General features: G+C 48.8%; 7 protein-coding genes. 6 read left to right on the plus strand and 1 reads right to left on the minus strand.

Annotated features, from left to right (window positions below; translation table 11 throughout):
- Nucleotides 1-48: 48 nt before the first annotated feature.
- From H3H32_RS01485 to H3H32_RS01515, 6 genes are all read left to right on the plus strand, one after another.
- Nucleotides 49-3,318, plus strand: coding sequence for a hypothetical protein (locus tag H3H32_RS01485; RefSeq protein ID WP_182460917.1), 3,270 nt, complete (start codon nucleotides 49-51; stop codon nucleotides 3,316-3,318).
- 577 nt (nucleotides 3,319-3,895) lie between these two features.
- Nucleotides 3,896-17,809: an SdrD B-like domain-containing protein gene (locus H3H32_RS01495; RefSeq protein ID WP_240543628.1), complete on the plus strand. Its 13,914-nt coding sequence runs from the start codon at nucleotides 3,896-3,898 to the stop codon at nucleotides 17,807-17,809.
- 5 nt (nucleotides 17,810-17,814) lie between these two features.
- Nucleotides 17,815-18,789, plus strand: coding sequence for a PorP/SprF family type IX secretion system membrane protein (locus H3H32_RS01500; protein ID WP_182460918.1), 975 nt, complete (start codon nucleotides 17,815-17,817; stop codon nucleotides 18,787-18,789).
- 252 nt (nucleotides 18,790-19,041) lie between these two features.
- On the plus strand, nucleotides 19,042-21,414 hold the full coding sequence (locus H3H32_RS01505) for a carboxypeptidase regulatory-like domain-containing protein (protein ID WP_182460919.1): 2,373 nt from the start codon (nucleotides 19,042-19,044) through the stop codon (nucleotides 21,412-21,414).
- A 169-nt stretch (nucleotides 21,415-21,583) separates the two neighbouring features.
- A complete protein-coding gene (locus H3H32_RS01510; protein ID WP_182460920.1) occupies nucleotides 21,584-22,501 on the plus strand; it encodes a PorP/SprF family type IX secretion system membrane protein in 918 nt (305 codons plus the stop codon).
- A 114-nt stretch (nucleotides 22,502-22,615) separates the two neighbouring features.
- Nucleotides 22,616-23,695, plus strand: coding sequence for an AAA family ATPase (locus tag H3H32_RS01515; RefSeq protein ID WP_182464206.1), 1,080 nt, complete (start codon nucleotides 22,616-22,618; stop codon nucleotides 23,693-23,695).
- 6 nt (nucleotides 23,696-23,701) lie between these two features.
- Here H3H32_RS01515 and H3H32_RS01520 read toward each other — a convergent pair whose 3' ends face one another.
- A complete protein-coding gene (locus H3H32_RS01520; protein ID WP_182460921.1) occupies nucleotides 23,702-23,866 on the minus strand; it encodes a hypothetical protein in 165 nt (54 codons plus the stop codon).
- Nucleotides 23,867-23,877: the final 11 nt, after the last annotated feature.

Here is a 23,877-nt window from a genome sequence, read left to right on the forward strand (position 1 = left end):
ATGATCGTTTCTCGGTCCTAAGTCCTCGCTTCTGATTGCTAAACACGTATGCGAAATCAATACATTCTGTTAGTAGGCCTGTGGCTGGGCGGGTTAAGCGTGGCTATGGCGCAAAACTATCCGTCGCTGGAACGATTTGGGAAGAACCGGATTCAATACCGGAATTTTGAGTGGAAAATCGTTCGAACCTCAAATTTTGAGATTTACTATTATCAGGACGGTAATCAGATTGCCAACCTGACGGCGCAGTATGCTGAATCAGAGTTCGATCGCATTACCGAGTTGTTGGGCTATACACCCTATAATCGGGTCAAAATTTTCCTGTTTAATTCACCCGCCGAACTAGCTCAAAGCAACATTGGCCTCAATGCGCAGAGTGGACTAAGCAGCAAAGAGCAGAATTTGTCTAAATCGCGTGTTGAACTCGCGTTTACAGGCGATCAGATTAGTTTTCGGCGTCAAATCATCCACGATATTTCGATGTTGTTCGTGTATGATATGCTCTACGGCGGCAGCCTGAAAGATGCACTTCAGAGTTCACTTTTGCTTACGTTGCCCGACTGGTTTATGCCCGGTATTGCCTCCTATTTGGCAGAAGGGAATAGTCTGGAGTTAGACGATTACATGCGGGATGTTTCGCTGACTCGTCCTGTTAAAAAACCATCGCTGCTTTCAGGGGCTGAAGCTGAGCGAGTTGGACATTCGATCTGGAATTACATTGTTCAGCGATACGGCCGGGATAATGTATCGAATATCCTGAACCTAACGCGCATTATCCGAAATGAGCAAAGCAGCATTTCCAGCACGCTTGGTGTACCTTATAGCCGGTTCCTGCGCGAATGGCGCGATTACTATGCGGGTATGGCTACCAGTGTATCGCAGTCGTATCAACAGGGTAGCGACGATTTCCAGCTTAAAGTAAGTTCTGCCGACGATAAGTCGTCATTGATTAGCCTTAAACTAAGCCCCGACAAGCAGTTTATTGCCTATTCGATTCTACGGGATGGGAAGTTCCATGTCGAGGTAGTTAACACATCGAACCACAAGAAGTCAACCGTTTTGTCGGGTGGCTATCGGCTTGATGGACAGGCAACGCGTACCAGCACGCCCTTGGTAGCCTGGCAGAAAGATAATAACCTGTTGATTATCACGGATGAACTTGGCGAAACGAACCTGTATCAATACAGTGGTTTTGAAAAGAAGGGAAAGCGTCAGTTCAAACGTAAGGTGAATGGACTGTCGCAGGTTGTTTGGATGGATGCATCTGAAGATGGGGGAAGTCTGATCCTTAGTGCAGAACGAAAAGGGCAGAATGACCTGTTTTTGTATAGCATTAACCGGGGTTCCTATCAGCAATTGACTAATGACCTTTACGACGATTTGTACCCTTCCTTCGTTGGGCGTACTGCTCGAGAGGTAGTATTTAGTTCGAACCGGCGGGAAGATACGCTTGGGGTAGATAAAGGATCGTATAAAACTATCCGTGACCACATGGTGCTGTTCACGCACGAGGGGAGTGCCCGTGATTTATCGGTTGTCCGATTAACGGATTCACTGTCGCGTGCGACACAACCTATTCCAGCTGGCGAAAAAACCGTTTACTTCCTCAATGACGTGTATGGTATCCAAAACCTATACCGGCTCGAGACTGAAAGTAAAGCAGTATCTCAGGTAACGGCTTTCCCACAAAGTATTCATTTATACGATCTTAACCCGGCTAATGGGGGCTTTGTCTATAGCAGTTTGAAAAATGGGAACGAAGTTATTGGCTTCCGTTCGCAACTCAATCTGAACCAGTCTGTACAGGTTCCACCCACGCAGCGTAGCCTAAGTACGGTTCGCGCCAATGCTGCTCGGATGGGCCAGGCGAAAGTTGATACAACCAAGCCAATTGAGCGTGCAGTAGCCGACACAAGCAAGGCTGGGCGGAATATAGCTGTGGTTGATCCAACTAAAAAAACGGCACTGGAACCCGGAGAAGTCGATACCGATAATTATCAGTTTGACCCCGACGTGTTGAAATCGACGGAATATCGTCAGCGCCGTACAGTGGCGGGTAACACGATGCCAAGTCTGGCAACAACACTGCCCCGAAATCGCCGTCGGGAGAACATCACGATTCGTGGCCCATTTGATTATAAAGGCACTTTTGGCGTTAATGAAGCTCCTTCGAACTGGCGTATTGATCCAATTAAAGGATTTGGTTATGCGCAAGATGTAACGTTAACGGACTTACTGGAAAACCATGTATTGCGTGCGGGAGGGTTTGTTAGTCTGACCAATACACTGCGTAACAGCGACTTATTTGCCGAATATACTAACCTGACCCACCGCATTGATTACGGTGCTCGAGTTGACCGACAAACGCTGTTTGTCGATGGTGCTGGGTTACTCCAGAAGTATCGGTATAATCGGGTTTCGGTATCTGCTTCGTATCCTATTTCGGTCAATAGCCGTTTCACGTTATCGCCTTTCTACGCCATGACGCGCCTGATCGATCTGTCATTCCTGGACGCGCCAGATTTAGTGTCTGATTATGCCGGACTACGGGGCGAATTTGTATTCGACAATACGCAGGTGAACGGGATGAATATGCTGACGGGCACAAAAGCCAAACTTCGGTATGAAGAATATGCCGGTTTGCGATCGTCTGCCGATGGTTTCCGGCGTCTGTCACTCGATTTGAGACACTATCAGAAAATCCATCGTGATCTGGTTCTGGCCTTACGGTTTTCGTTTAATCAGTCAGGTGGAGCCGCTCCCAAAAAGAGCACGTTAGGCGGTATGGAAAACTGGATTGGCTCCAATACCAAAGAGCAGGTTGCGTCGAATCCGTTACTGGTTCCTAATACACTGACAAGCGACGTTAATGTTCCCTATGATTATCGGGATGTGTTCTTCCTGGATTTTGCTGCTCCCTTGCGCGGATTTCGGCAGGGTAAGTTAACCGGAAACAGTTCTATGCTGTTCAATGCCGAACTTCGTATACCGCTGGTTCGCTATCTGTACAGAGGGAATATAACGTCAAATTTCCTGCGTAATCTGCAATTGGTGGCCTTCACCGACATTGGAACTGCCTGGACTGGCAGTGGGCCTTTTAGCCAACAGAACAGCCTGAATACAGAGATTGTGGGTGGAAAAAATATTCCATTCCGGGCTATTGTAACAAACTTTAAAAACCCATTCCTGATTGGTTATGGAGCGGGCGTACGGACCATGATTTTTGGCTACTTTGTTAAGTTTGATTACGCCTGGGGTCTTGAAGACAAGACCATTGGGAAGCCCATTCCTTATTTAACGCTTGGCTACGATTTCTAGAAAAACTATTGATAATGAGACAAAAAGCCGTTCGTACGAACGGCTTTTTTTTGTTTGCCGAATGTCGCCGAAAAGTAAATTATTGCTTTATTCCGAAGGCTGATAAGTATCTTCGCCACACTCCAGCCATTGATTGAGCTGAAGGTTCCCCTCCCATAAATTGCTGCATTATCCCTCTTTTTAAGCTCCTGAATAGGCTAATAGATTATTTATGGCTGTCTTATAGCAATGATTGCATCACAAATAAATAAACGAGACAAGGCTGTATACAATGCAGTTGGCATAGTTTTCGCTAATCGTCTGCCAACCCTCCTTATACCCTATCTGCTGACTCTATCATGCTTTTACGAATATACAATAACATAACAGCAAAATAGTTACTTGGTGTTAAGTGTCTATTTTACAGTGTTTTAGTCCTCATTCGAGTTAAGATCCGAAAAGTAACTGTGGTTTGGCATAGTTTTAGTTAAATTTTAAGAAGCAAAATAGCCTTTTTATGCCCGAACGGCCCACTGTTACTAACAGAGGGATATGTTGGTCTTAATCATCATATAATCTGTAAGGTCTATTTTGTGCTATGATATTGTCCCAAATTAAGTTGCAGATGGAAGAAATGTCTACACTACACACAGAACGTCTTAAGCCTGTGATTGGCGGTACCTCTTCGGAACAGCGTCGCCAATTCGTAGGGAAGAAGAACCAGATAATTTGCTTTGTCGGGCAGATAATAAGCTACATCTGGGAACTGATTCAAGGGAGGGTTCTTCCGTTTCAGATTGTTTCGACGGCATCTTTCTCATCATCATTTACAAAGCCTGAATGTCTAAGAAGTAGTACGCAGGATTTGGTAGGGTTCGACCCGGAGCCGCCCGATATACTCGATTCGGGTCCACCTGGGAAGCACGTTTCTATAACGAAAAAAGCCTATCATTTTTTTGCACAACAACCAATGAATGAGCAATTTATACTAAGTAAGTCACCTCATGAAACCCCTCCGTTAGTTGATACGGGTGGGATTTCTGTAGCCGTGATACCCAAATCATCAATGGGAGGCAGCCTTAATCGGTTGTTATCTTTGTTGATGAATGCGGTTCATGGTACAACAAGACCCGCCTTGACAGGGGCGTTGTCGGTATTTTCTCTTCTGTTGATTTGGCTTGTTGGTTCGCCCGTGCAGGCACAGGCGCAAGCAACCATCAACTTAAGTCTCCACAAGAGTATCAGTACGCAGGCTCCCGCTATTGGTGATGTTGTTACCTATACAATAGCTGTTGCTAATGCCGCCACGGCATCAACTACAGCCACGAATGTATCGGTAACCGATAATTTGCCAGTTGGCGGTGTGGCCTTCGTGCCAGGGTCAGCTACTATTACACGTGGGGGTGGTACCTATACACCAACTGGTTCGGCAACGGCTACGGTGGGTACCTGGTCTATTCCTTCTATAGCACCCGGTGATTCGGCAGTTGTCGTTTTAAAAGCAACCGTTTTACAACGGGGTGTTTGGTTCAATACGGCTGAGGTGGCTGCGGCCGATCAGACAGATGCGAATTCAGTTCCTAACAATCAGAGCTTGTTGGAAGATGATTACGACGCTGTCTGTTTTTCGGTTCCTATCCTTTGGTATGTTGGTGATGAATATACCGTAACGATCCCATCTGGCTATGACCAGATTGTTTGGTATCGTGACAACACACCAATTAGTACGTCGGCGGTATCTACGTCGTTAGCAGAAGTGAATAGTGATTTTTCGCTGACCATTAAGAGCCCTGGTGTCTATCGGTTTATAACCTACCGCAATGGCTGTCCGGCAACAAACTGCTGTGACATCCAGATGATTCAGGGACCTTATGGTAGTTTAGGTGATTTTGTTTGGCTAGATACGAATAAGGATGGCGCACAAACATCTGGTGAGCCTGGGATAGATGGCGTAAAAGTTTATCTATACGATCAGACCGGTACGACTAAGTTAGACTCAACCGTTACTGCTGGTGGCGGTAAATACCTGTTTGATAGTTTAACCGATGGTAGTTACGTGGTGCAATTCATTTCACCATCTGGCTATCAGTCTACATCGGCTAATGCGGCTGGTGTAACAGATGATTTAGATAGTGATGCTGGCGTAAATGGATTTACGGGTGTATATACAATTGATACGAGTCAGCCAGAATCCAGCACCGCACGTAATAATCCTACAGTAGACGCTGGTTTCTATATCCCATCGGCTGGTTTGGGCGATTACGTGTTTGCGGATAATAATAAGGACGGCATTCAGAATGCGGGCGATACCCCAATCGCTGGTGTCGTAGTTACCTTATATACGAACGGTGTGGCTTCAGCTACGACGGTGACCAACGCGAGCGGCTTCTACAGCTTTACGGGCTTAACTCCCGGCAGCAGCACGAGCTACTCAGTAGGCTTCACGACTCCGGCTGGTTACACCGCGACACTGGCTCATCAGGGTACAGACGGTACTTTAGACAGTGATGCGGATCTGATTACGGGCCGTACCCAGTCAGTAACGTTAGCCGCAGGCGAGTTCAACCCAAATCTGGACGCTGGATTCTACATTCCATCGGCTGGCTTGGGTGACTATGTATTCTTCGATGCCAATAAAGATGGTGTTCAGAATGCAGGTGACACGCCACTTGCTGGTGTAGTAGTTACTCTGTATACAAACGGCGTTGCCTCGGCCACGACGGTTACGAATGCTTCTGGTCTCTACAGCTTTACCGGTTTGACTCCCGGCAACAGCCTTTCTTACTCAGTCGGCTTCACAACCCCATCGGGCTACACCGCAACACTAGCGAATGCTGGTACGGATGACGCCCTGGACAGTGATGCGGATCTGATTACGGGCCGTACCCAATCGGTGACCTTGGCACCGGGCGAGTTTAATCCAACCCTGGATGCTGGTTTCTTCATCCCAGGCGCTGGCTTAGGCGACTACGTGTTTGCTGACAATAATAAGGACGGCATCCAGAATGGTGGTGATACCCCAATCGCGGGCGTTGTTGTTACCTTATATACAAACGGAGTCGCTTCCGCTACGACGGTGACCAACGCGAGCGGCTTCTACAGCTTTACCGGGTTAACTCCTGGCAGCAGCCTTTCGTATTCGGTAGGCTTTACAACACCTTCAGGCTATACGGCTACGCTAGCGAACGCTGGTACCGACGACGCCTTGGATAGTGATGCTGATCCAATTACAGGTCAAACTCAGTCGGTAACGTTAGCGCCAGGTGAGTTCAACCCAACCCTGGACGCTGGTTTCTACATTCCATTGGCTGGTTTGGGTGACTACGTATTCTTCGATGCCAACAAAGATGGTATTCAGAATGGTGGTGACACTCCGATTGCCGGTGTCGTGGTTACTCTGTATACAAACGGAGTTGCTTCCGCCACCACGGTCACGAATGCATCTGGTCTCTACAGCTTCACGGGTTTAACCCCTGGCAGCAGCCTTTCTTACTCAGTTGGTTTCACGACCCCATCGGGTTACACGGCTACGCTAGCGAACGCTGGTACGGATGATGCTCTGGACAGTGATGCGGATCTGATTACAGGCCGTACCCAATCAGTGACGTTGGCTCCAGGTGAGTTTAATCCAACGTTGGATGCTGGCTTCTACATTCCATCGGCTGGCTTGGGTGACTATGTATTCTTCGATGCCAACAAAGATGGTGTTCAGAATACAGGTGATACGCCAATTGCTGGTGTCGTAGTTACCTTATATACGAACGGCGTTGCCTCGGCCACGACGGTTACGAATGCTTCTGGTCTCTACAGCTTTACCGGTTTGACTCCTGGGAACAGCCTTTCTTACTCAGTAGGTTTCACTGCTCCTGCTGGTTATACGGCTACGCTAGCGAACGCTGGTACAGATGATGCTTTGGATAGCGATGCGGATCCGATTACGGGCCAGACTCAATCGGTAACCTTGGCTCCAGGTGAGTTTAATCCAACGTTGGACGCTGGTTTCTATATTCCAGGTGCTGGCTTGGGTGATTATGTCTTTGCTGACAATAACCAGAACGGTATTCAGGATGGTGGTGACACCCCAATTGCTAGTGTCGTGGTTACTCTGTACACGAACGGCGTTGCCTCGGCTACGACAGTGACCAATACGAGCGGCTTCTACAGCTTCACCGGGTTAACCCCAGGTAGCAGCACGAGTTACTCGGTAGGTTTCACTGCTCCGGCAGGTTATACGGCTACGCTGGCCCATCAAGGTACAGACAGTGCTTTAGACAGCGATGCGGATCCAATCACAGGCCAGACTCAATCGGTGACCTTGGCTCCAGGCGAGTTTAACCCAACGTTGGATGCTGGTTTCTACATTCCGAAAGCTGGCTTGGGCGATTACGTCTTTGCTGATAACAATAAGGACGGCATCCAGAATGGTGGTGATACCCCAATTGCTGGTGTAGTAGTCACCTTATATACGAACGGCGTTGCCTCGGCCACGACGGTTACGAATGCATCTGGTCTCTACAGCTTCACCGGTTTGACTCCTGGCAGCAGCCTTTCTTACTCGGTAGGCTTCACGACCCCATCGGGTTACACGGCTACGCTGGCGAACGCTGGTACGGATGATGCTCTGGACAGTGATGCGGATTTGATTACAGGCCGTACCCAATCGGTGACCTTGGCTCCTGGTGAGTTCAACCCAACCCTGGATGCTGGTTTCTACATCCCAAGTGCCGGTTTGGGTGACTATGTCTTCAATGACAATAACCACAATGGTATTCAGGATGGTGGTGATACACCACTTGCCGGTGTTGTAGTTACTCTGTACACGAACGGTGTTGCTTCGGCTACGACGGTGACCAACGCGAGCGGCCTCTATAGCTTCACGGGCTTAACCCCTGGTAGCAGCACAAGCTACTCGGTAGGTTTCACAACGCCATCGGGTTACACCGCGACCTTGGCTCATCAAGGTACAGACGGTGCCCTGGATAGCGATGTCGACCCAATCACGGGCCGTACTCAATCGGTAACATTAGCACCCGGTGAGTTCAACCCAACCCTGGACGCTGGTTTCTACGTTCCATCGGCTGGTTTAGGTGACTATGTGTTCTTCGATGCTAACAAAGATGGTGTTCAGGATGGTGGTGACACCCCGATCGCTAATGTCGTAGTTACTCTGTATACGAACGGCGTTGCTTCGGCTACGACGGTGACTAACGCGAGCGGTTTCTATAGCTTCACCGGTTTAACCCCCGGCAGCAGCCTTTCTTACTCAGTAGGTTTCACTGCTCCGGCTGGTTATACGGCTACGCTAGCTAACCAAGGCACGGATGATGCGCTGGACAGTGACGCTGATCTGATTACGGGCCTTACCCAATCAGTGACGTTAGCGCCAGGTGAATTCAATCCGACTTTGGACGCTGGTTTCTACATTCCAGGTGCTGGTTTGGGTGATTATGTCTTTGCTGACAATAATCAGAACGGTATTCAGGACGGTGGTGATACCCCAATCGCTGGTGTAGTGGTTACTCTGTACACGAACGGCGTTGCTTCGGCAACGACAGTGACCAACGCGAGCGGCTTCTACAGCTTCACCGGGTTAACCCCAGGTAGCAGCACGAGCTACTCAGTAGGCTTCACTGCTCCGGCTGGTTATACGGCTACGCTGGCTCATCAGGGTGGTAATGGTGCTTTAGACAGCGATGCCGATCCGATCACGGGTCGTACTCAGTCGGTGACCTTGGCTCCAGGTGAGTTCAACCCGACTTTGGATGCTGGTTTCTACATTCCATCGGCTGGCTTGGGTGACTATGTGTTCCTTGATCACAATAATAATGGTATCCAGGATACAGGCGATACGCCACTTGCCGGTGTCGTAGTGACCTTATATACGAACGGTGTGGCTTCGGCAACAACGGTAAGTAATGCGAGTGGTTTCTATAGCTTCACCGGCTTAACTCCTGGTAGCAGCTATTCTTACTCGGTAGGATTTGGTCCATCTCCAGGGTACGTGCTTACCATATCTAACGCTGGTACAGACGATGCTTTAGACAGCGATCCTGATCCAATTACAGGTCGTACTCAATCGATCACGTTAGCTCCAGGTGAATTCAACCCAACCCTGGATGCTGGTTTCGATCCTGTTGCAGGTCTTGGCGATTATGTCTTCTCTGACAATAATAACAATGGTGTCCAAGATGCAGGTGATACGCCAATCGCTGGTGTTGTGGTTACTCTGTATACAAACGGAGTTGCTTCCGCTACCACGGTCACGAATGCCTCTGGCTTCTACAGCTTCACGGGCTTGACCCCAGGCAGCAGCCTTTCTTACTCAGTTGGTTTCACAACACCTTCAGGGTATACTGCTGTACTGGCTCACCAGGGTGGCAATGATGCGCTGGATAGTGATGCTGACCCGACTACAGGCCGTACCCAGTCGGTAACGTTAACATCAGGTGAGTTTAACGGAAATCTGGATGCTGGTTTCCGCCCATCCTGCCCAGTTAACTTTAATCTGGTCGTATCAAATGATGCAACGCTCTGTAACGGAGATACACTTAGCCTGGTGGCTACAACTTCGGTTCAGGGAGCAAAGGTTAATTGGTATCTGACGCCATATGACGGAACTGCTTTTGCGACCGTCAATAGTGGTGAAGCGGTTCCGGTTCATCCAACAACAACGACTGTATACTACGCTGAGGTTGTTACGACCGATGGTTGTAAGAGCGCTCGTAAGCCAGTTGTTATTGAGGTGACGTATGTACCAGCACCAATTTGCCTGGGTAACACGAAAAATACCTGTCCAGCTACCACGGTCGATCTGACCAAGATGGAAATTGAAAACCACGACACCAGTTTGACCTACGAGTGGTACACGAGCATCAATCGCTCGGTGGCTACACGAGTAACGAACCTGACGGCTGTGGGTGCAGGTAAATACTATCTGTTTGCGAAATCGGGCAATTGCTACAGCAACCCAACGGTACTGACTGTTGAGATTGTTGATTGTAACTGCCAGAATGTTGCTGGTGTGAATGTAGGCCCAGGTGTCGCTGCCTGCTCTGGAGATATTATTCCAGTCAAAGCAGTACTTTCTGGTTCGGCAACGAGCGTAACCTGGTCGTCGAATGGTACGGGTGTATTTAGCAACCCAACCAGTCTGACATCTACCTATACGCCATCGGCAGCTGATATTACGGCTGGTAATGTATTGATCACCGCAACAACCAACGATCCAGACGGAGTGGGTGGTGTTTGTCAGGCAGCTACTAGCTCGCTGATCCTGCAAATCACGCCACGGCCAGATGCTCCATTCAATGTAGCCTGCGACGATACACTGGTTTGCCAGGGTAGCAGCACGAAACTGATTGGTTTTGCTCCTGGCTTCAAAATCAACTGGTATGATGGTGATGGCAAGCTGATTGGTACAACACAAAGCGGTGGTAAACTGGTGGTGACCCCATCGAAAGCTGGCGCTGTAGTGTACTCTGCTGAAGCCTTCAGTGATGCTGGTTGCGTAAGCGAACGCTCGTCACTGACAATTACAGTTGGTACATGCCGGGCTGATCTGGCAGTTGTGAAATCGATCCTCACGCCTGGTCCATATAGCATCGGTCAGAAAATTACGTACGCTATCACGGTAACGAATAATGGCCCAATAACAGCCACAGGCGTTAAAGTGACCGACGTATTACCGGCTTCGCTGACGTATGTAAGTTCGACACCAGTTGGTCAGTATAACCCAGCAACGGGTATCTGGACAGTCGGTAATTTGACGGCAAACTCAGATCGCAACTTGTTAATCGAAGTAGGTATCGTAGGTACCGGCTCGGTTAGAAACACTGCGATTGTAGGTAGCCCAGACAATGATCCGAACCTGGCGTACAACGATACCTCAATGGTTACGATTCCAGTTAACGCATGTGCGGTTAACCCACCATCGATCGTCTGCGCAATCACCGAGATTTGCAAAGGCGGAACCACAACGCTCAGTGCGAAAGGTTGTGCCGATGGTACGGTTGTCTGGTCGGATGGCCATACGGGAGCAACAATCTTTGCTACGCCAAGTGTAACAACGACTTATACCGCTAGCTGCGTAGTTGGTCAGTGTAAGAGCGTTGCTTCGAACGCGATTACAGTAACAATCGTAGAACCACAAACGCCAACGATCACGGCTAGTGCCGATAATGTTTGCCCAGGTACATCGGTGACGCTGACGGCGTCGGGTTGTGCGGGTGGCATCATCGAATGGTCTGATAAAGCGCAAACGGGTACTTCGATCGTGGTGACGCCTTACGGCAAAACAACCTACACGGCTCAGTGCCGTCTGGCGAACTGCCTAAGCAACCCAGCTGTGAAGACGATCAACGTCAACACCGACATTCCAACACCAGTTATCGTTTGTAGCACCACGGTGGTTTGCCCAGGTGAAACCATGACACTGACGGTTGAGAATTGCCTCGGTACGCCAGTCTGGAACAGCACTACAGCAACCACGAGCAGCATCATTGTGACGCCAACACTTGGCAACAATACCTACTCGGTATACTGTAAAAATGGTGCCTGTGTGAGCAAATCGTCTCCTGTGTATACCATTAACGTGGTAGCTCCAGTTAGACCAACGATAACAGCTAGCGCCGATACGATCTGCGTTGGTGGTTCGATAACGTTGACGGCTGCTGATTGTAACGGAACGGTTTACTGGTCGAGTGGCCAAACGGGTCCAAGCATCACGGTAAGCCCAACGGCTAACATTAGCTACTATGCTCAATGTAAGTTCCGGACCTGCCTAAGTGATCCATCGAACACGGTGAACGTTGCGGTTGTAGCACCAACAACGCCAATTGTACGAGTGAACAAAACACTCATCTGTAGCGGAGATCTCGTATCGTTAACAGCTACAGGTTGCAATAGTACGGTGGTTTGGCACGGTGTGGATAAAGTTGGGGCTTCGATTAACATCTACCCAACGGAGACCAAAGAATACTATGCTACCTGTAAGCAGGGTTCTTGTGAAAGCGATCCATCAACCAAGGTTCGTGTAACCGTCAATACCTCGACGGCTCCGGCACCAACAGTTGCTGCATCAACATTGGCTACCTGTAACAATGGTCTGGTATCGCTGACAGCTACTGGCTGCGTTGGTACCGTGAAATGGTCGGATGGTCAGACGGGTTCAGTTGTGTCGGTAACGGCAACAACGAGCAACCATGAGTTCTACGCGCTTTGCCTGCCAACCAGCAGCACAGCTTGTGGTACTGGTAAGTCGAACGTTGTGAACATCAACGTAACCCCGACCCCAACACCAAGCATTGTTCGTTGCCTCTGTAGCGCGGATACGATCTGCCCAGGTGAGCAAGTGAAACTGTCGGTGAAAGATTGTCAGGGCACGCCTTACTGGAGCACCGGTGAAACAACCACGAACATCGTTGTATCGCCGACCGTAACCACTTCTTATACAGTTTACTGTCAGGATGGTGTTTGCAGAAGCACGACAACGGATGGCTACAAAATCACGGTAATCCCAGTGACGGAGCCAACCATCACCGCATCTGCTACAACAGTTGCACCAGGTGAAACGGTTACGTTGACAGCTACTGGCTGTAATGGTACGGTGATCTGGTCGGCCAACGACATCAACGGAAACAACCAGGGTGCGTCTATCGTCGTGCGTCCAGAAGGCACACAGACCTACTACGCACAGTGTAAGTTCCGAAACTGTCTGAGCGATCCATCTGTCACGATTGTGATCAACCCAGGCGATTGTGTAGCGAAAGCGGGTACGCTGGTAGCGGTAAATGGTACGATTTGCGGTGGTACAAGCGGTACAGTAACGATTGGGGCAACGCTCAACGGCGGACTCGTTCAGCCTACGGGCTACTCAGTTGTCTATCTGCTGATGAGAGGGGGTGTGGTTCGAGGAATCAGTGCAACGCCAAGCTTCACTATCAATACCATACCATACTTAGACGGAAGAAGTAATGGTGGAGTATATACCATCCAAACGCTGGTCTATAACGGTAACGCAGGTGATAATAACTACCTTAATCTGTATGCTGCAATACACCCTGACATCTCCACAACGGCCGATGTACTGGCTCTGATTGGTACGAAGTGTGCTGATCTGGATGGAGTAGGTGCTCAAGTGACTGTACATGTTATTGCTCCGCCAACCTTATCGGCGACATCGCTCACCGTTTGCAGTGGTGGAACGGTTGCTCTGAACGCTACCGGCTGCACGGGAACAGTAACGTGGTCGGATGGTACTGAAGGTGCTGCTTACACGAAACCAGTCTATACCGATCAGTGGCTGACCGCCATCTGTACGGTTGACGGTTGCTCAAGCAGCCCATCGGCAAGCGTACATGTTACTCTGGCCGCTCCTGCTATCCCGATCATTGTGAGCGACAAGCCTTCCGTCTGCGTAAGCGAAACGCTTTCTCTAACGGCTACTGGCTGCGAAGGTGGAACCTACATCTGGTCGGATGGAACAACAGGCAGTGCGCTGACTGTAACACCAACATCGGATGTTAGCTACCGGGTACGTTGCAAAGTAGGTGAGTGCCTCGGCGATTGGTCAGCTTATACGACCATCAAAGTGGGTGCTCCATCTGCTCCGACAATCTCGATCGCGGGTGGTTCTGGTAACATAACAAGCTGCTTCGGTGCACCAGTAACGCTGGTAGCTGAAGGTTGTGGTCCGAACAGTTACGTGACCTGGTCGAACAATCAGGTAGGTAACTCGATCACTGTATCCTTGTCCAGCACAGAAACCTTCTTTGCTCGCTGCTGCAACTCGAACGCTTGTAAGAGCGTGCCTTCGAACCAAATCACGGTGACTGTACTGCCGAAGGTTCCACAACCAACGGTAAGCGACATTACCAATACCTGTCCGATCCTGACGGCCGATCTGTCGAGAGCGGTTAGCAGCAACCCTGCAACAACAGGTGGTGTGTTTGAATACTATACGGATGCAGCGTTAAGCAGTGCATCGAAAGTGGCTGACCCAGCACACGTAGGTACCGGAACGTACTACGTAGTTGAACGTACGACCAACGGTTGCATCGGTCTGCCAATAGCGATTCATGTTCAGATCACAACTTGCGAAGAGCAGCCTTGTGATCCGCAGAATCCGGCAACGGCCAACGCTGGCGCTGATGCCAGTGTGTGTGCTGCGAAGAGTTTCCAACTGAGTGGTGTCATTGGTGGTGCGGGTAAAACCGCCCACTGGACCACCAGCGGTAGTGGTACCTTCGATAACTCGTATGCCTTGAACGCGACTTATACCGCCAGTCCAGAAGATGTACTGTCGGGTAAAGTAACGCTGACATTGACGGCAAGCACGAACAATACAGCTTGTGCAGTAGCGACGGATGATATGCTCCTGACCATCGACGGTATTAAATCGCCGGTTTCGATATCAGTAGTTTCTGGCGCACTGAACCTGTGTTACGGTGACTCGGTAGTTCTGAAAGCACTACCAAGTGCTCCAGGTTACAAATGGAGTGATAACCAAACGACTCAGAGCATCGTCGTTAAGAAGAGCGGAGTTTACAGTGTCCAACTTTATGATGGCAAAGGCTGTAGCTCGGCTAAATCGGATGATGTGGTCGTACATGTTAGCGAGCCAGTTCTACCTCCGCTGGTGCACAATCTGCGGAATACCTGTCCGTCGAAAATTGTTGACCTGACAACGGCTCTTTCTTCGACAAACCCAGGTAGCACGTACACGTATCGGATTTGCGAATGCAACACGTCAAACATCGTGATTCGTCCGGATTCGGTTTGTGATGGTACGTACTGGATCGTTGAGAAGAACGCGCTGGGTTGTGTAAGCAAGCCATCTAAAGTGGTCGTTAAAGTCTTCAACTGCGCTTCGGACACACTCGATACCGATGTGAGCATTGCTAAGACAGCTAACACGGCGTTCGTTAAAAATGGTGAGCCTGTTACATACACCATCACGGTGAAAAACGAAGGTTCTCATACAGCGAAAAACATCGACGTTCGTGACGTACTGCCAACAGGCATTGAGCTGGTGCCAGCATCGGCACCATCGTACAAAGTGTCGAATGGTGTGATCACGCAAACGATCGATAGCCTGCAGGCAGGTGCATCTACCGATATTGTGTTTGCTGCTAAGTTGACGGTGAAAGGCAAGGATGTTGTCAATACAGCCGAGATTACGTATCTCGACAATAAAGACACCAACCTGGCTAATAACACCTCAAGTGTAACGGTTAAAGACACAACGGCGCAGAAACACAGCCTGATTGGTTTAGCGAAAGCGGTACTTGGTACGCCACGTGCTGAAGGTGATTCACTGATCAAGGTTTCGTACCAATTCGTGGTAACGAACTTCGGCGATGACACTCTGACGCATGTGCAGGTTGGTGATGATCTGGCCTATGCGTTCTCGCCAAATTCGGTGCTTTCTACCAAACTGACGTTGTCGAACAGTGCATCGACATTGAAGCTGAATCCGGCCTTTACTGGAACGGGAAGCAACAGTGACCTTCTTGACAACACGAGCTATATCAAACCTGGTGCTTCGGAGTTGATTGTGCTGGACGTGACGGTGAAACGGGCTGCGGGTGATTCGACCAAGTCGTTTAACAACTATGGTAGTGCGACTGCCTTCAACAGCGTAACAATCGTTTCCGATATCTCGACGAGCGGTGGTGATGCTGACCCAGATGGTGATGGTGATCCTACCAACAACACAAGTGCAGCCAGCTTCACGCTGAGCACAGCACAGCCACAGGGCCCAAGTATTGGTCTGGCGCTGGCGGTTGTGAAAATAGAGCAGCAGCCTGATAGTTCGTACAACGTTACCTACAAGGCAACGATTAAGAACTTTGGCGATGTGGATCTGAAAGGTATCAGCCTGACAGATAGCCTGAGCAAAGTATTTGCGTTACCGGCTTCGTATAGCGTTGTGGGTTCTCCCGTAACCGGATCGGGTAGCACGTTAGTAGCGAATGCAGGCTTCGATGGAAATACGCAGCCAAATCTGCTGGGCAGTGCCAGTACATTGGCCGCTGGTGTTCTGGATACCGTTGTGTTCGTCGTGAATGTGAAGGCCAATGGAAACAACGGTCCGTTCTACTCGACTGCAACGGCTGAAGGTAGCACGCTCGACGGTACGCAGGTGGTTAAGGATATCTCCAACAATGGAATCGATCCAAACCCAGTAGGTTCTACTTCGACAACGGTTCGCTTCGATCTACCAAAAGGCTTACTTGGGGTAGCCAAATCGGTGGGTACGCCAACGCTGGTGTCTGACGGTGTCTACGACATTCCGTACACGATTATCCTGAGTAACCTGGGTAGTGTAGACCTCAAGAAGGTTCAGGTAGAGGATAAACTGTCTGAAACGTTTGGCCATGGTGCCCTGATTGCTAGTAATCAAATTGCGATTACAAGCACCGGTTCAGTAAGTGTTAATCCAAACTACTCAGGTCAGGGCTTGATCACCCAAATGCTGGTTGATTCGGCAAGTACACTGGCCGTTGGTGCGAAAGCGACACTGAGCTTCACCGTTCGGGTGGACGTTAGAAGTGCTGACTCGTTGACTTTCTACAACACGGCCCTGGCTTCGGCATTGACACCGACCGATGAAGTAGTCGAAGATGTGTCGACGGCTGGTACGAACGATGACCCAGATAATGACCTGGACCCTCGGAATAACAGCCAGACAACGCCGATTGTGTTGAATGGTCTCTCGTCTAACTCGTATATTGGGGTGGCGATGGCAATTCGCGATACGGTTCGTCAATCGGATGGTAGCTTCAACGTAACCTACCAGATTGTGGTGAAAGCCTACGGTCCTGATCCGCTGAAGAGTGTGAGCGTGAGCGATACACTGTCGAAGGTCTTCAATAACCTGACAGGGTCGACCTACCGAGTAGTAAGTGCGCCGATTATCACCTCAACGGGTAGTGCGCTGAAACTGAACCCGAACTTCAACGGTAGTTCCGATCCGCTGGTTGTTCTGGGTGACAGCACTAGTACGCTGGCTGCAGGTAAAGTCGACACAATTCAGGTGGTAGTAAATGTCGCTTCGAGCGGTAGCACGACCACGTTCCTGAACTCAGCGTATGCGCAGGCAGTCGCTAAGTCAGGTACGGTCAGTGATGTGTCGACGAGTGGCCTGAACCCAGACTTGAATGGTAATGGCAACCCAACCGATTCGAATGAACGCGAAGCAACTGCGCTGAACCTGCCACCAACGTTCCAGACAATCTTCATCCCAGAAGGTTTCTCGCCGAACAATGATGGTGTCAACGATCTGTTCGTGATTCGTGGAACCGCTGGCCTGACCGTTAGTATGGACGTTTACAACCGCTGGGGTAACTTGGTGTACAGCAATGCCGATTACCACAATGATTGGGATGGTAAAGCTAACTCGGGTACTGTAGTGGATGCCGATGCGAACGGCGTACCAGACGGAACGTACTACTACGTGATTAATTTGAGCGATGGACGCAAGTTTGTACGATACATGACGATTAACCGCTAATACCGATGTCAAATCAGTTTTCAAAAAAACATTGGGCAGTCGTGCTGCTACTGATCCTTGGGATCGGTAGCAGCCAGGTCCGGGCTCAGCAGGACAAGATGTTCTCGCAGTACATGTTCAACATGATGGCCCTTAACCCGGCCTATGCCGGTAGTCGAGATGTGCTGAGCATGTCGGCACTCTACCGGAACCAGTGGACTGGCTTACCGGGTGCGCCCCAGACCGCTACGTTCACGATGGATATGCCCCTGAATAATGAACGGGTTGGCGTCGGATTGCAGCTCTACAGCGATAAGATTGGTGTCTTGCAGGAAGCCGGTGGCTTTGCCTCTTACGCCTTTCGTATCAAAGTAGGCGCTAAGACAACCCTGGCGTTGGGCTTACAAGGAGGTGCATCGAGCTATCAACTTAATTTAACGGACGTAAAAACGTCGCCTGATAATCAAGTTGACCCAGCTTTTGCTTCCAACATCTCAAAGGTTCTGCCGAACTTCGGTACGGGTGTCTACCTGAGCAATGACCGGGCTTATCTGAGCTTATCGGTGCCTCGCTTGATTAAAAACAAACTGAGCGAGTACAACGTAGGCGACTATCGGTCGGTGCAGGCTCGCCAGGCTTATTTAGCCGCTGGGTTTGTGGTTGGGCTAACACCAGGCATCAAAATGAAGCCATCGTTGCTGGTAAAATATGCTGAAGGTGCGCCACTGGGCTTCGATGGAAACATCAACTTCTGGTTTGCCGATCGTATTTCTATTGGTGCATCGATTCGCCGAAATCAGTTTTCGTCATGGGCTAAGTACACCACCGACGCTGTCGTTGGCTTGCTTGAGGTTCAGCTAACGGACCAGTTCCGATTCGGCTATGCCTATGATTACACGATGAACGGCTTACAGAGTGTAGCCCCTAGTTCGCACGAAATTATGATTCGGTATGAGTTCGGTTTTGGTAAAAACAAAATCCTGACACCGCGTTATTTTTAAGTAGAAAATAAAAGCAGAAATTAGGTTGTTGAATTGTTGTAAAGATTTGTCTTTCAATGATTTAATGGCCTGATTTCTGCTTTTTTATTTTTCGGGAAATGTGATAAAAAGTCGAAAGTATTTTCGACTTTTTACGCTTTCTTCTGCTAATTCCGGCTCAGTATTTGCTTGTTAGTAAGGTGTATTCTCCTAACGTGTTAGGTGGAGTACACCTTATTTTTTGTATTGCCGGTTACCAACTTACACTAGTGTATGACACGAATTCTTCCTATCATCGCTCTTCTCTGGCTGTTCGTCAGTCCACTGATGGCCCAGTCGCTGATTAAACAAGCCGACCGCCAGTTCGACCAGTTAGCCTATACAAAGGCCATAGAGTTATACGAGCAGGCTCTTACCAAACAAACCGCTATGTCAGACGTCGACCGTCGGGACGCGAGAGCCAAGCTGGGATATAGCTATCAGCAAACTCGTGATATGCCCAATGCCGAACGGGTTTACCATGACTTGGTGAGTGGGGGAGATTTACCGGCAGATTATTCCAAGTGCTACCTTTTTTATGCACAGGCCCTGGCCAGCAATGGTAAGTACAAGGAAGCTCAGGCAGCCTACGATAAATATGGTAGTGTACAGAATTCCGACAAACGGGCGCCATCATTTTCAAAGCTCTATAGCGATGTAAGCGCATTAACGAAAAATGCGGGTAGCTATAAAGTTGAATTCCTAAGTATGAATACAAAACGGGCCGAGTTCAGTCCGGTACTGTATAAAGAGGGGCTTGTATTTGTGTCGGCGGGTACGGGTGGAAATGGTATCAAGCGCGTTTTCAAATGGAACAATACCCCTTTCCTGGATTTGTATTATCTGCCTGATGCGCAAACGTTACGCGGTAAAGCCTCAAGTTTGGGGGGAAGTAAAACAGTTACAAAACGGCCCCAAACCCGACTGATTCGACCATTGGGTAGTGATGATTTCACGGCTCCAACTGCCAATGACTCAAAAACAATAGGTTTCTATGGGGGTACCAATCTTAGCCTAGGCTATGAAGATCAGCCAATTAGCGAATCTGATCGGTTTAGCCGGACGTTGAATACCAAATACCACGAAGGGCCCGCTACGTTTACAAAAGATGGTTCGCGGGTGATCTTTACGCGAAACAACTTCAATGAAGGCGAGTATCGGAAGAGTAGCGATGGGGTGAATAAACTAAAGCTCTATACCGCAACCCAAACAAATGGTATCTGGAGTAAAGCAGAAGAATTGCCGTTCAATAGCGACGAATATTCGACGGGGCACCCAACTCTCTCTAAAGATGATCAACTTCTGTACTTCTCGTCAGATCGGCCCGGTGGATTAGGTGGTACCGATATCTATGTCTCTAAGTGGACCAATGGGAAATGGAGTGAGCCGGTTAATCTGGGTAAAGAAGTGAACACAAAAGGGAACGAGCTATTCCCATTTGTTGATGAAAAAGGGAATATTTATTTCTCGTCCGATGGTCGTCCTGGTCTGGGTGATCTGGATATGTTCTACGCACAACTCACGCCCGATGGCCAGCAAGGCGTACTCGCACGTAACCTGGGCGAACCGCTTAACTCGCCTAAAGATGATTTTGGTATTGTAACAGATGGCGACCGGATGCGCGGTTATTTCAGCAGTAACCGTAAAAATGGGGGTGCCGATGATGATGTGTATCGTTTCACGCGTGAGGGATCACTTTATCCATGTCGTGAGTTAACGGTGAGTGTTACCGATGCCGATTCGAAGCAACCACTAGCAAATACCTCTGTTGCCTGGGATAATGCAGCCAACGATAAACAAAAGCAACTGAAAACCGATTCGGAGGGCTTGGTTCGTATTTGTCTGGATGTAGATAGTGACTTTAAATTCCTGGCCAGCCACGAAGGATACACCGACAGTAAAGTTGGTTTCTCAACAAAGGATTTGTCTGATGATCAGCCTTCTCGTTTAGAAATTCCTCTGACAAAACCGAAAGCAGAAGAGTCTACAGCCATGACTACCTTGCGTGGTCGGGTAACGACTCAAACCGACAAAACTCCAATTGCCGGTGTAAAAGTTGTGTTAGTGAATGATTGCGATGGTAGTAAGCAGGAAGCCATTACAGGTGAGGATGGTAGCTATGAGTTTTCCGTAAAGCCAGGTTGCAACTATTCGCTCGAAGCCATGAAGGACAATATGGCTACAATGGGCAGTCGTATTTCCAAAGAAGGTGTTGGCTCAACCGACCTGACTATGTTTAAGAAGGGTGATGTTGTTAAAATCGATAACATCTACTACAACCTTAACAAATCGAATATTCGTCCCGATGCGGCTGTTGAGTTGAACAAAGTGGTTGACTTGATGAAGAAGTACCCAACTATGACCATCGAAATGCGCTCCCATACCGATAGTCGGGCAACGGCCAAATACAACAATACATTGTCGACCAGTCGGGCAAGGGCTGCCGTCGCTTACCTAAAATCGAAAGGTATTGCGGCTAAACGAATGGTGGCCAAAGGCTACGGGGAGAGCGAATTATTGAATAAATGCAAAGATGGCGTGAACTGTCCTGAAGAAGAACATCAGCAAAACCGTCGGACCGAGATTAAAATTCTCAAGTTGGATTAACAAATTTTAAACGCAGAGGGCACAGAGAAAAAACGGAGTACACAGAGCGCTATTATTGGTTTTCTCCGTGTACTCCGTTTTTTCTCTGTGCCCTCTGCGTTTTACCTTTTTAATGCTTTAGGTTTTCCACGCAAAACCTCGCAACTTGTTTCTTTATTTCAACGACTCTATGCGCTTAGGTTTCCTTACCTCAACTATTTCTTTTTTGATCGCTGGCTTTTTACTGCTATCGGCCCAGTGTGTTTACGCACAAAAAGAAGTTTTGTACTCACAGTACCTCTTAAACCCCTTAAGTATCAACCCCGCTTATGCCGGAAGTCGTGAATCATTACATCTATCGGCCTTCCTCCGACGCAAATGGATTAGTGTTCGGTATGCACCCGTTACGCAGAGCGTGGCAGTTGATGGGGCTGTAGCCAATGGCAAGGTAGGGCTGGGTTTCCAGGCGTTAAACGATAAAATGGGTATATACACAACGCAGGGAGCGTACGGGAGCGTTGCCTACCGTTTCAACTTGCCGGCCCTGGCAAAACTGTCCATTGGAGTCCAGGGAGGAGTAAGCGTAATACCTCTTTACGACGTAACTACAGCCACAAGTATAAATAAAGCGGTTGCCAGCCTGGGCGTGGGAGTTTACTACCAGTCAGATCGTCTCTTTGCAGGAGTTTCGGCGCCAGAGCTGAGCGGACAGGTGACGGATCTGACGGGGCGATATATCTACAAAAGTGTCCGGCCGATTATGATTCAGGCAGGAATGCCCATTGAGGTCGCTGAAAATACGGTGTTGATTCCCTCAGTCCTGATTTCAAAAATCGCCGACCGAGATCTTGGTTTTGATATCAACCTTCGGGCATGGTTCAACGAGCAGATAGGATTAGGACTGTCGTACCGGCAGAATAGTCCAGGAGTAATTTCAACAAACTATGTGCAGGCAATAGCCGAATACCAATTAACAAAAGCAATCCGGCTGGCTTATACCTTCAACTCCCAAACCCCGGAAAGCCCCAACGCCATGCAATATGATCAGAAGAGCGTTCATGAGATTATGCTTCGTTTTTCGCCCAACGTGCTGACCTTTAAGTATTGATCTATTGCCTGGTTTTTTAGATAGGCAAGGCAATGAAAAAAGTAGTAAATTGTCCCCCTTGAAACGTAACAAAATGCCCGTGTGAAACCTTCTACTGAGATTTTCAGGGCCGACATGTTGCGCTATTTATCGGCCAGTAGTCGTATGCCTAATCAATCTGTTATTCAGAATTTGTATATACCCAGCGATCTTGATCGTGAGTTTCCGCTTGCTCCGCATTTTGTGCAGACGTTCGGTTCCTACCCGAATTATCTTCATTTCAATGACGATTTTAAGCCCTCTGGGCAGCAATTGTTAGAGGGACGGGGGTTTGTGTTAATTAACCACTCTATTCGGGTTACGGATCAGGGCTGGCATGCTATCGAGCGAATTTATCAGCACGAAGATGGCATTCTACTGAAAGCAGAGTTTGTGGGTGATCGCTTTTTTAGACTCTACGGCTACTATCGTGACGAGCTATCGGCAAAGAAGCTACTGGATGGATTTCAGGATCATAAATATGTACACGAAGACAATCAGACGCACATCTATCTGATTCAGAGTGGTCTGGGTGGTTTGCACACCGAACGCGTAGAAATTCTACCACCCACTATCGATCTGGAATTGCATTACAACGATGATTTTCCGGTTGTTCACGAGCGGTTGGTTAACCTGTTGGCTCAGCCAAAAAGCAAGGGGTTGATTCTGCTCCACGGTGAGCCTGGAACGGGCAAAACGACTTATATCAAGCACCTCAGTTCGTTGGTCAAAAAGGACATGCTCATTCTGCCACCTTATATGACCAATTACCTGACATCGCCTGAAATTATTCCGTTTTTGCTGGATAATAAAGATTCTGTGTTGATCATCGAAGACGCCGAACGAATTCTACAGTCGCGTGAGGCCGGTGGCGACACGAATAGCGTTTCGAACATACTGAACCTGACCGATGGCCTCCTTGCCGACTGTATGCACATACAGGTCATTGCCACATTTAACGCCAGCAAACACCTCTTAGACAAAGCACTGCTTCGAAAAGGGCGTCTGATGGTCGATTACGCATTTGGCAAACTAGATCCTATCAAGGCGAATAACCTGCTCTCCAACCTCGGTATGGAATACCGGACCAAAGAACCTATGACCCTGGCCGATATTTTCAATCTTGAAGAGCAAACCGTTTCGGGCGAGCGGCACGAGGTGAAAATGGGATTTTGATAGGTTTTAAGCGTAGTTCTTGCCGTGTTTCATCTCTGGCTTCATGCTTTTCGGCTGGCGCGCTTTTTTTTGCATTCGTATATATTCGCTGATTTTCTGATGTTCTTCAGGAGTTAAGTCGCGACTATCAACGATAAAGTCAACATCTTTTGGTTCTCTAATAAGGCTCATACTAGTCAAAG

Origin of the sequence: Spirosoma foliorum (assembly GCF_014117325.1) — a bacterium.
In the GTDB taxonomy this organism is placed as follows: Bacteria; Bacteroidota; Bacteroidia; order Cytophagales; family Spirosomataceae; genus Spirosoma; species Spirosoma foliorum.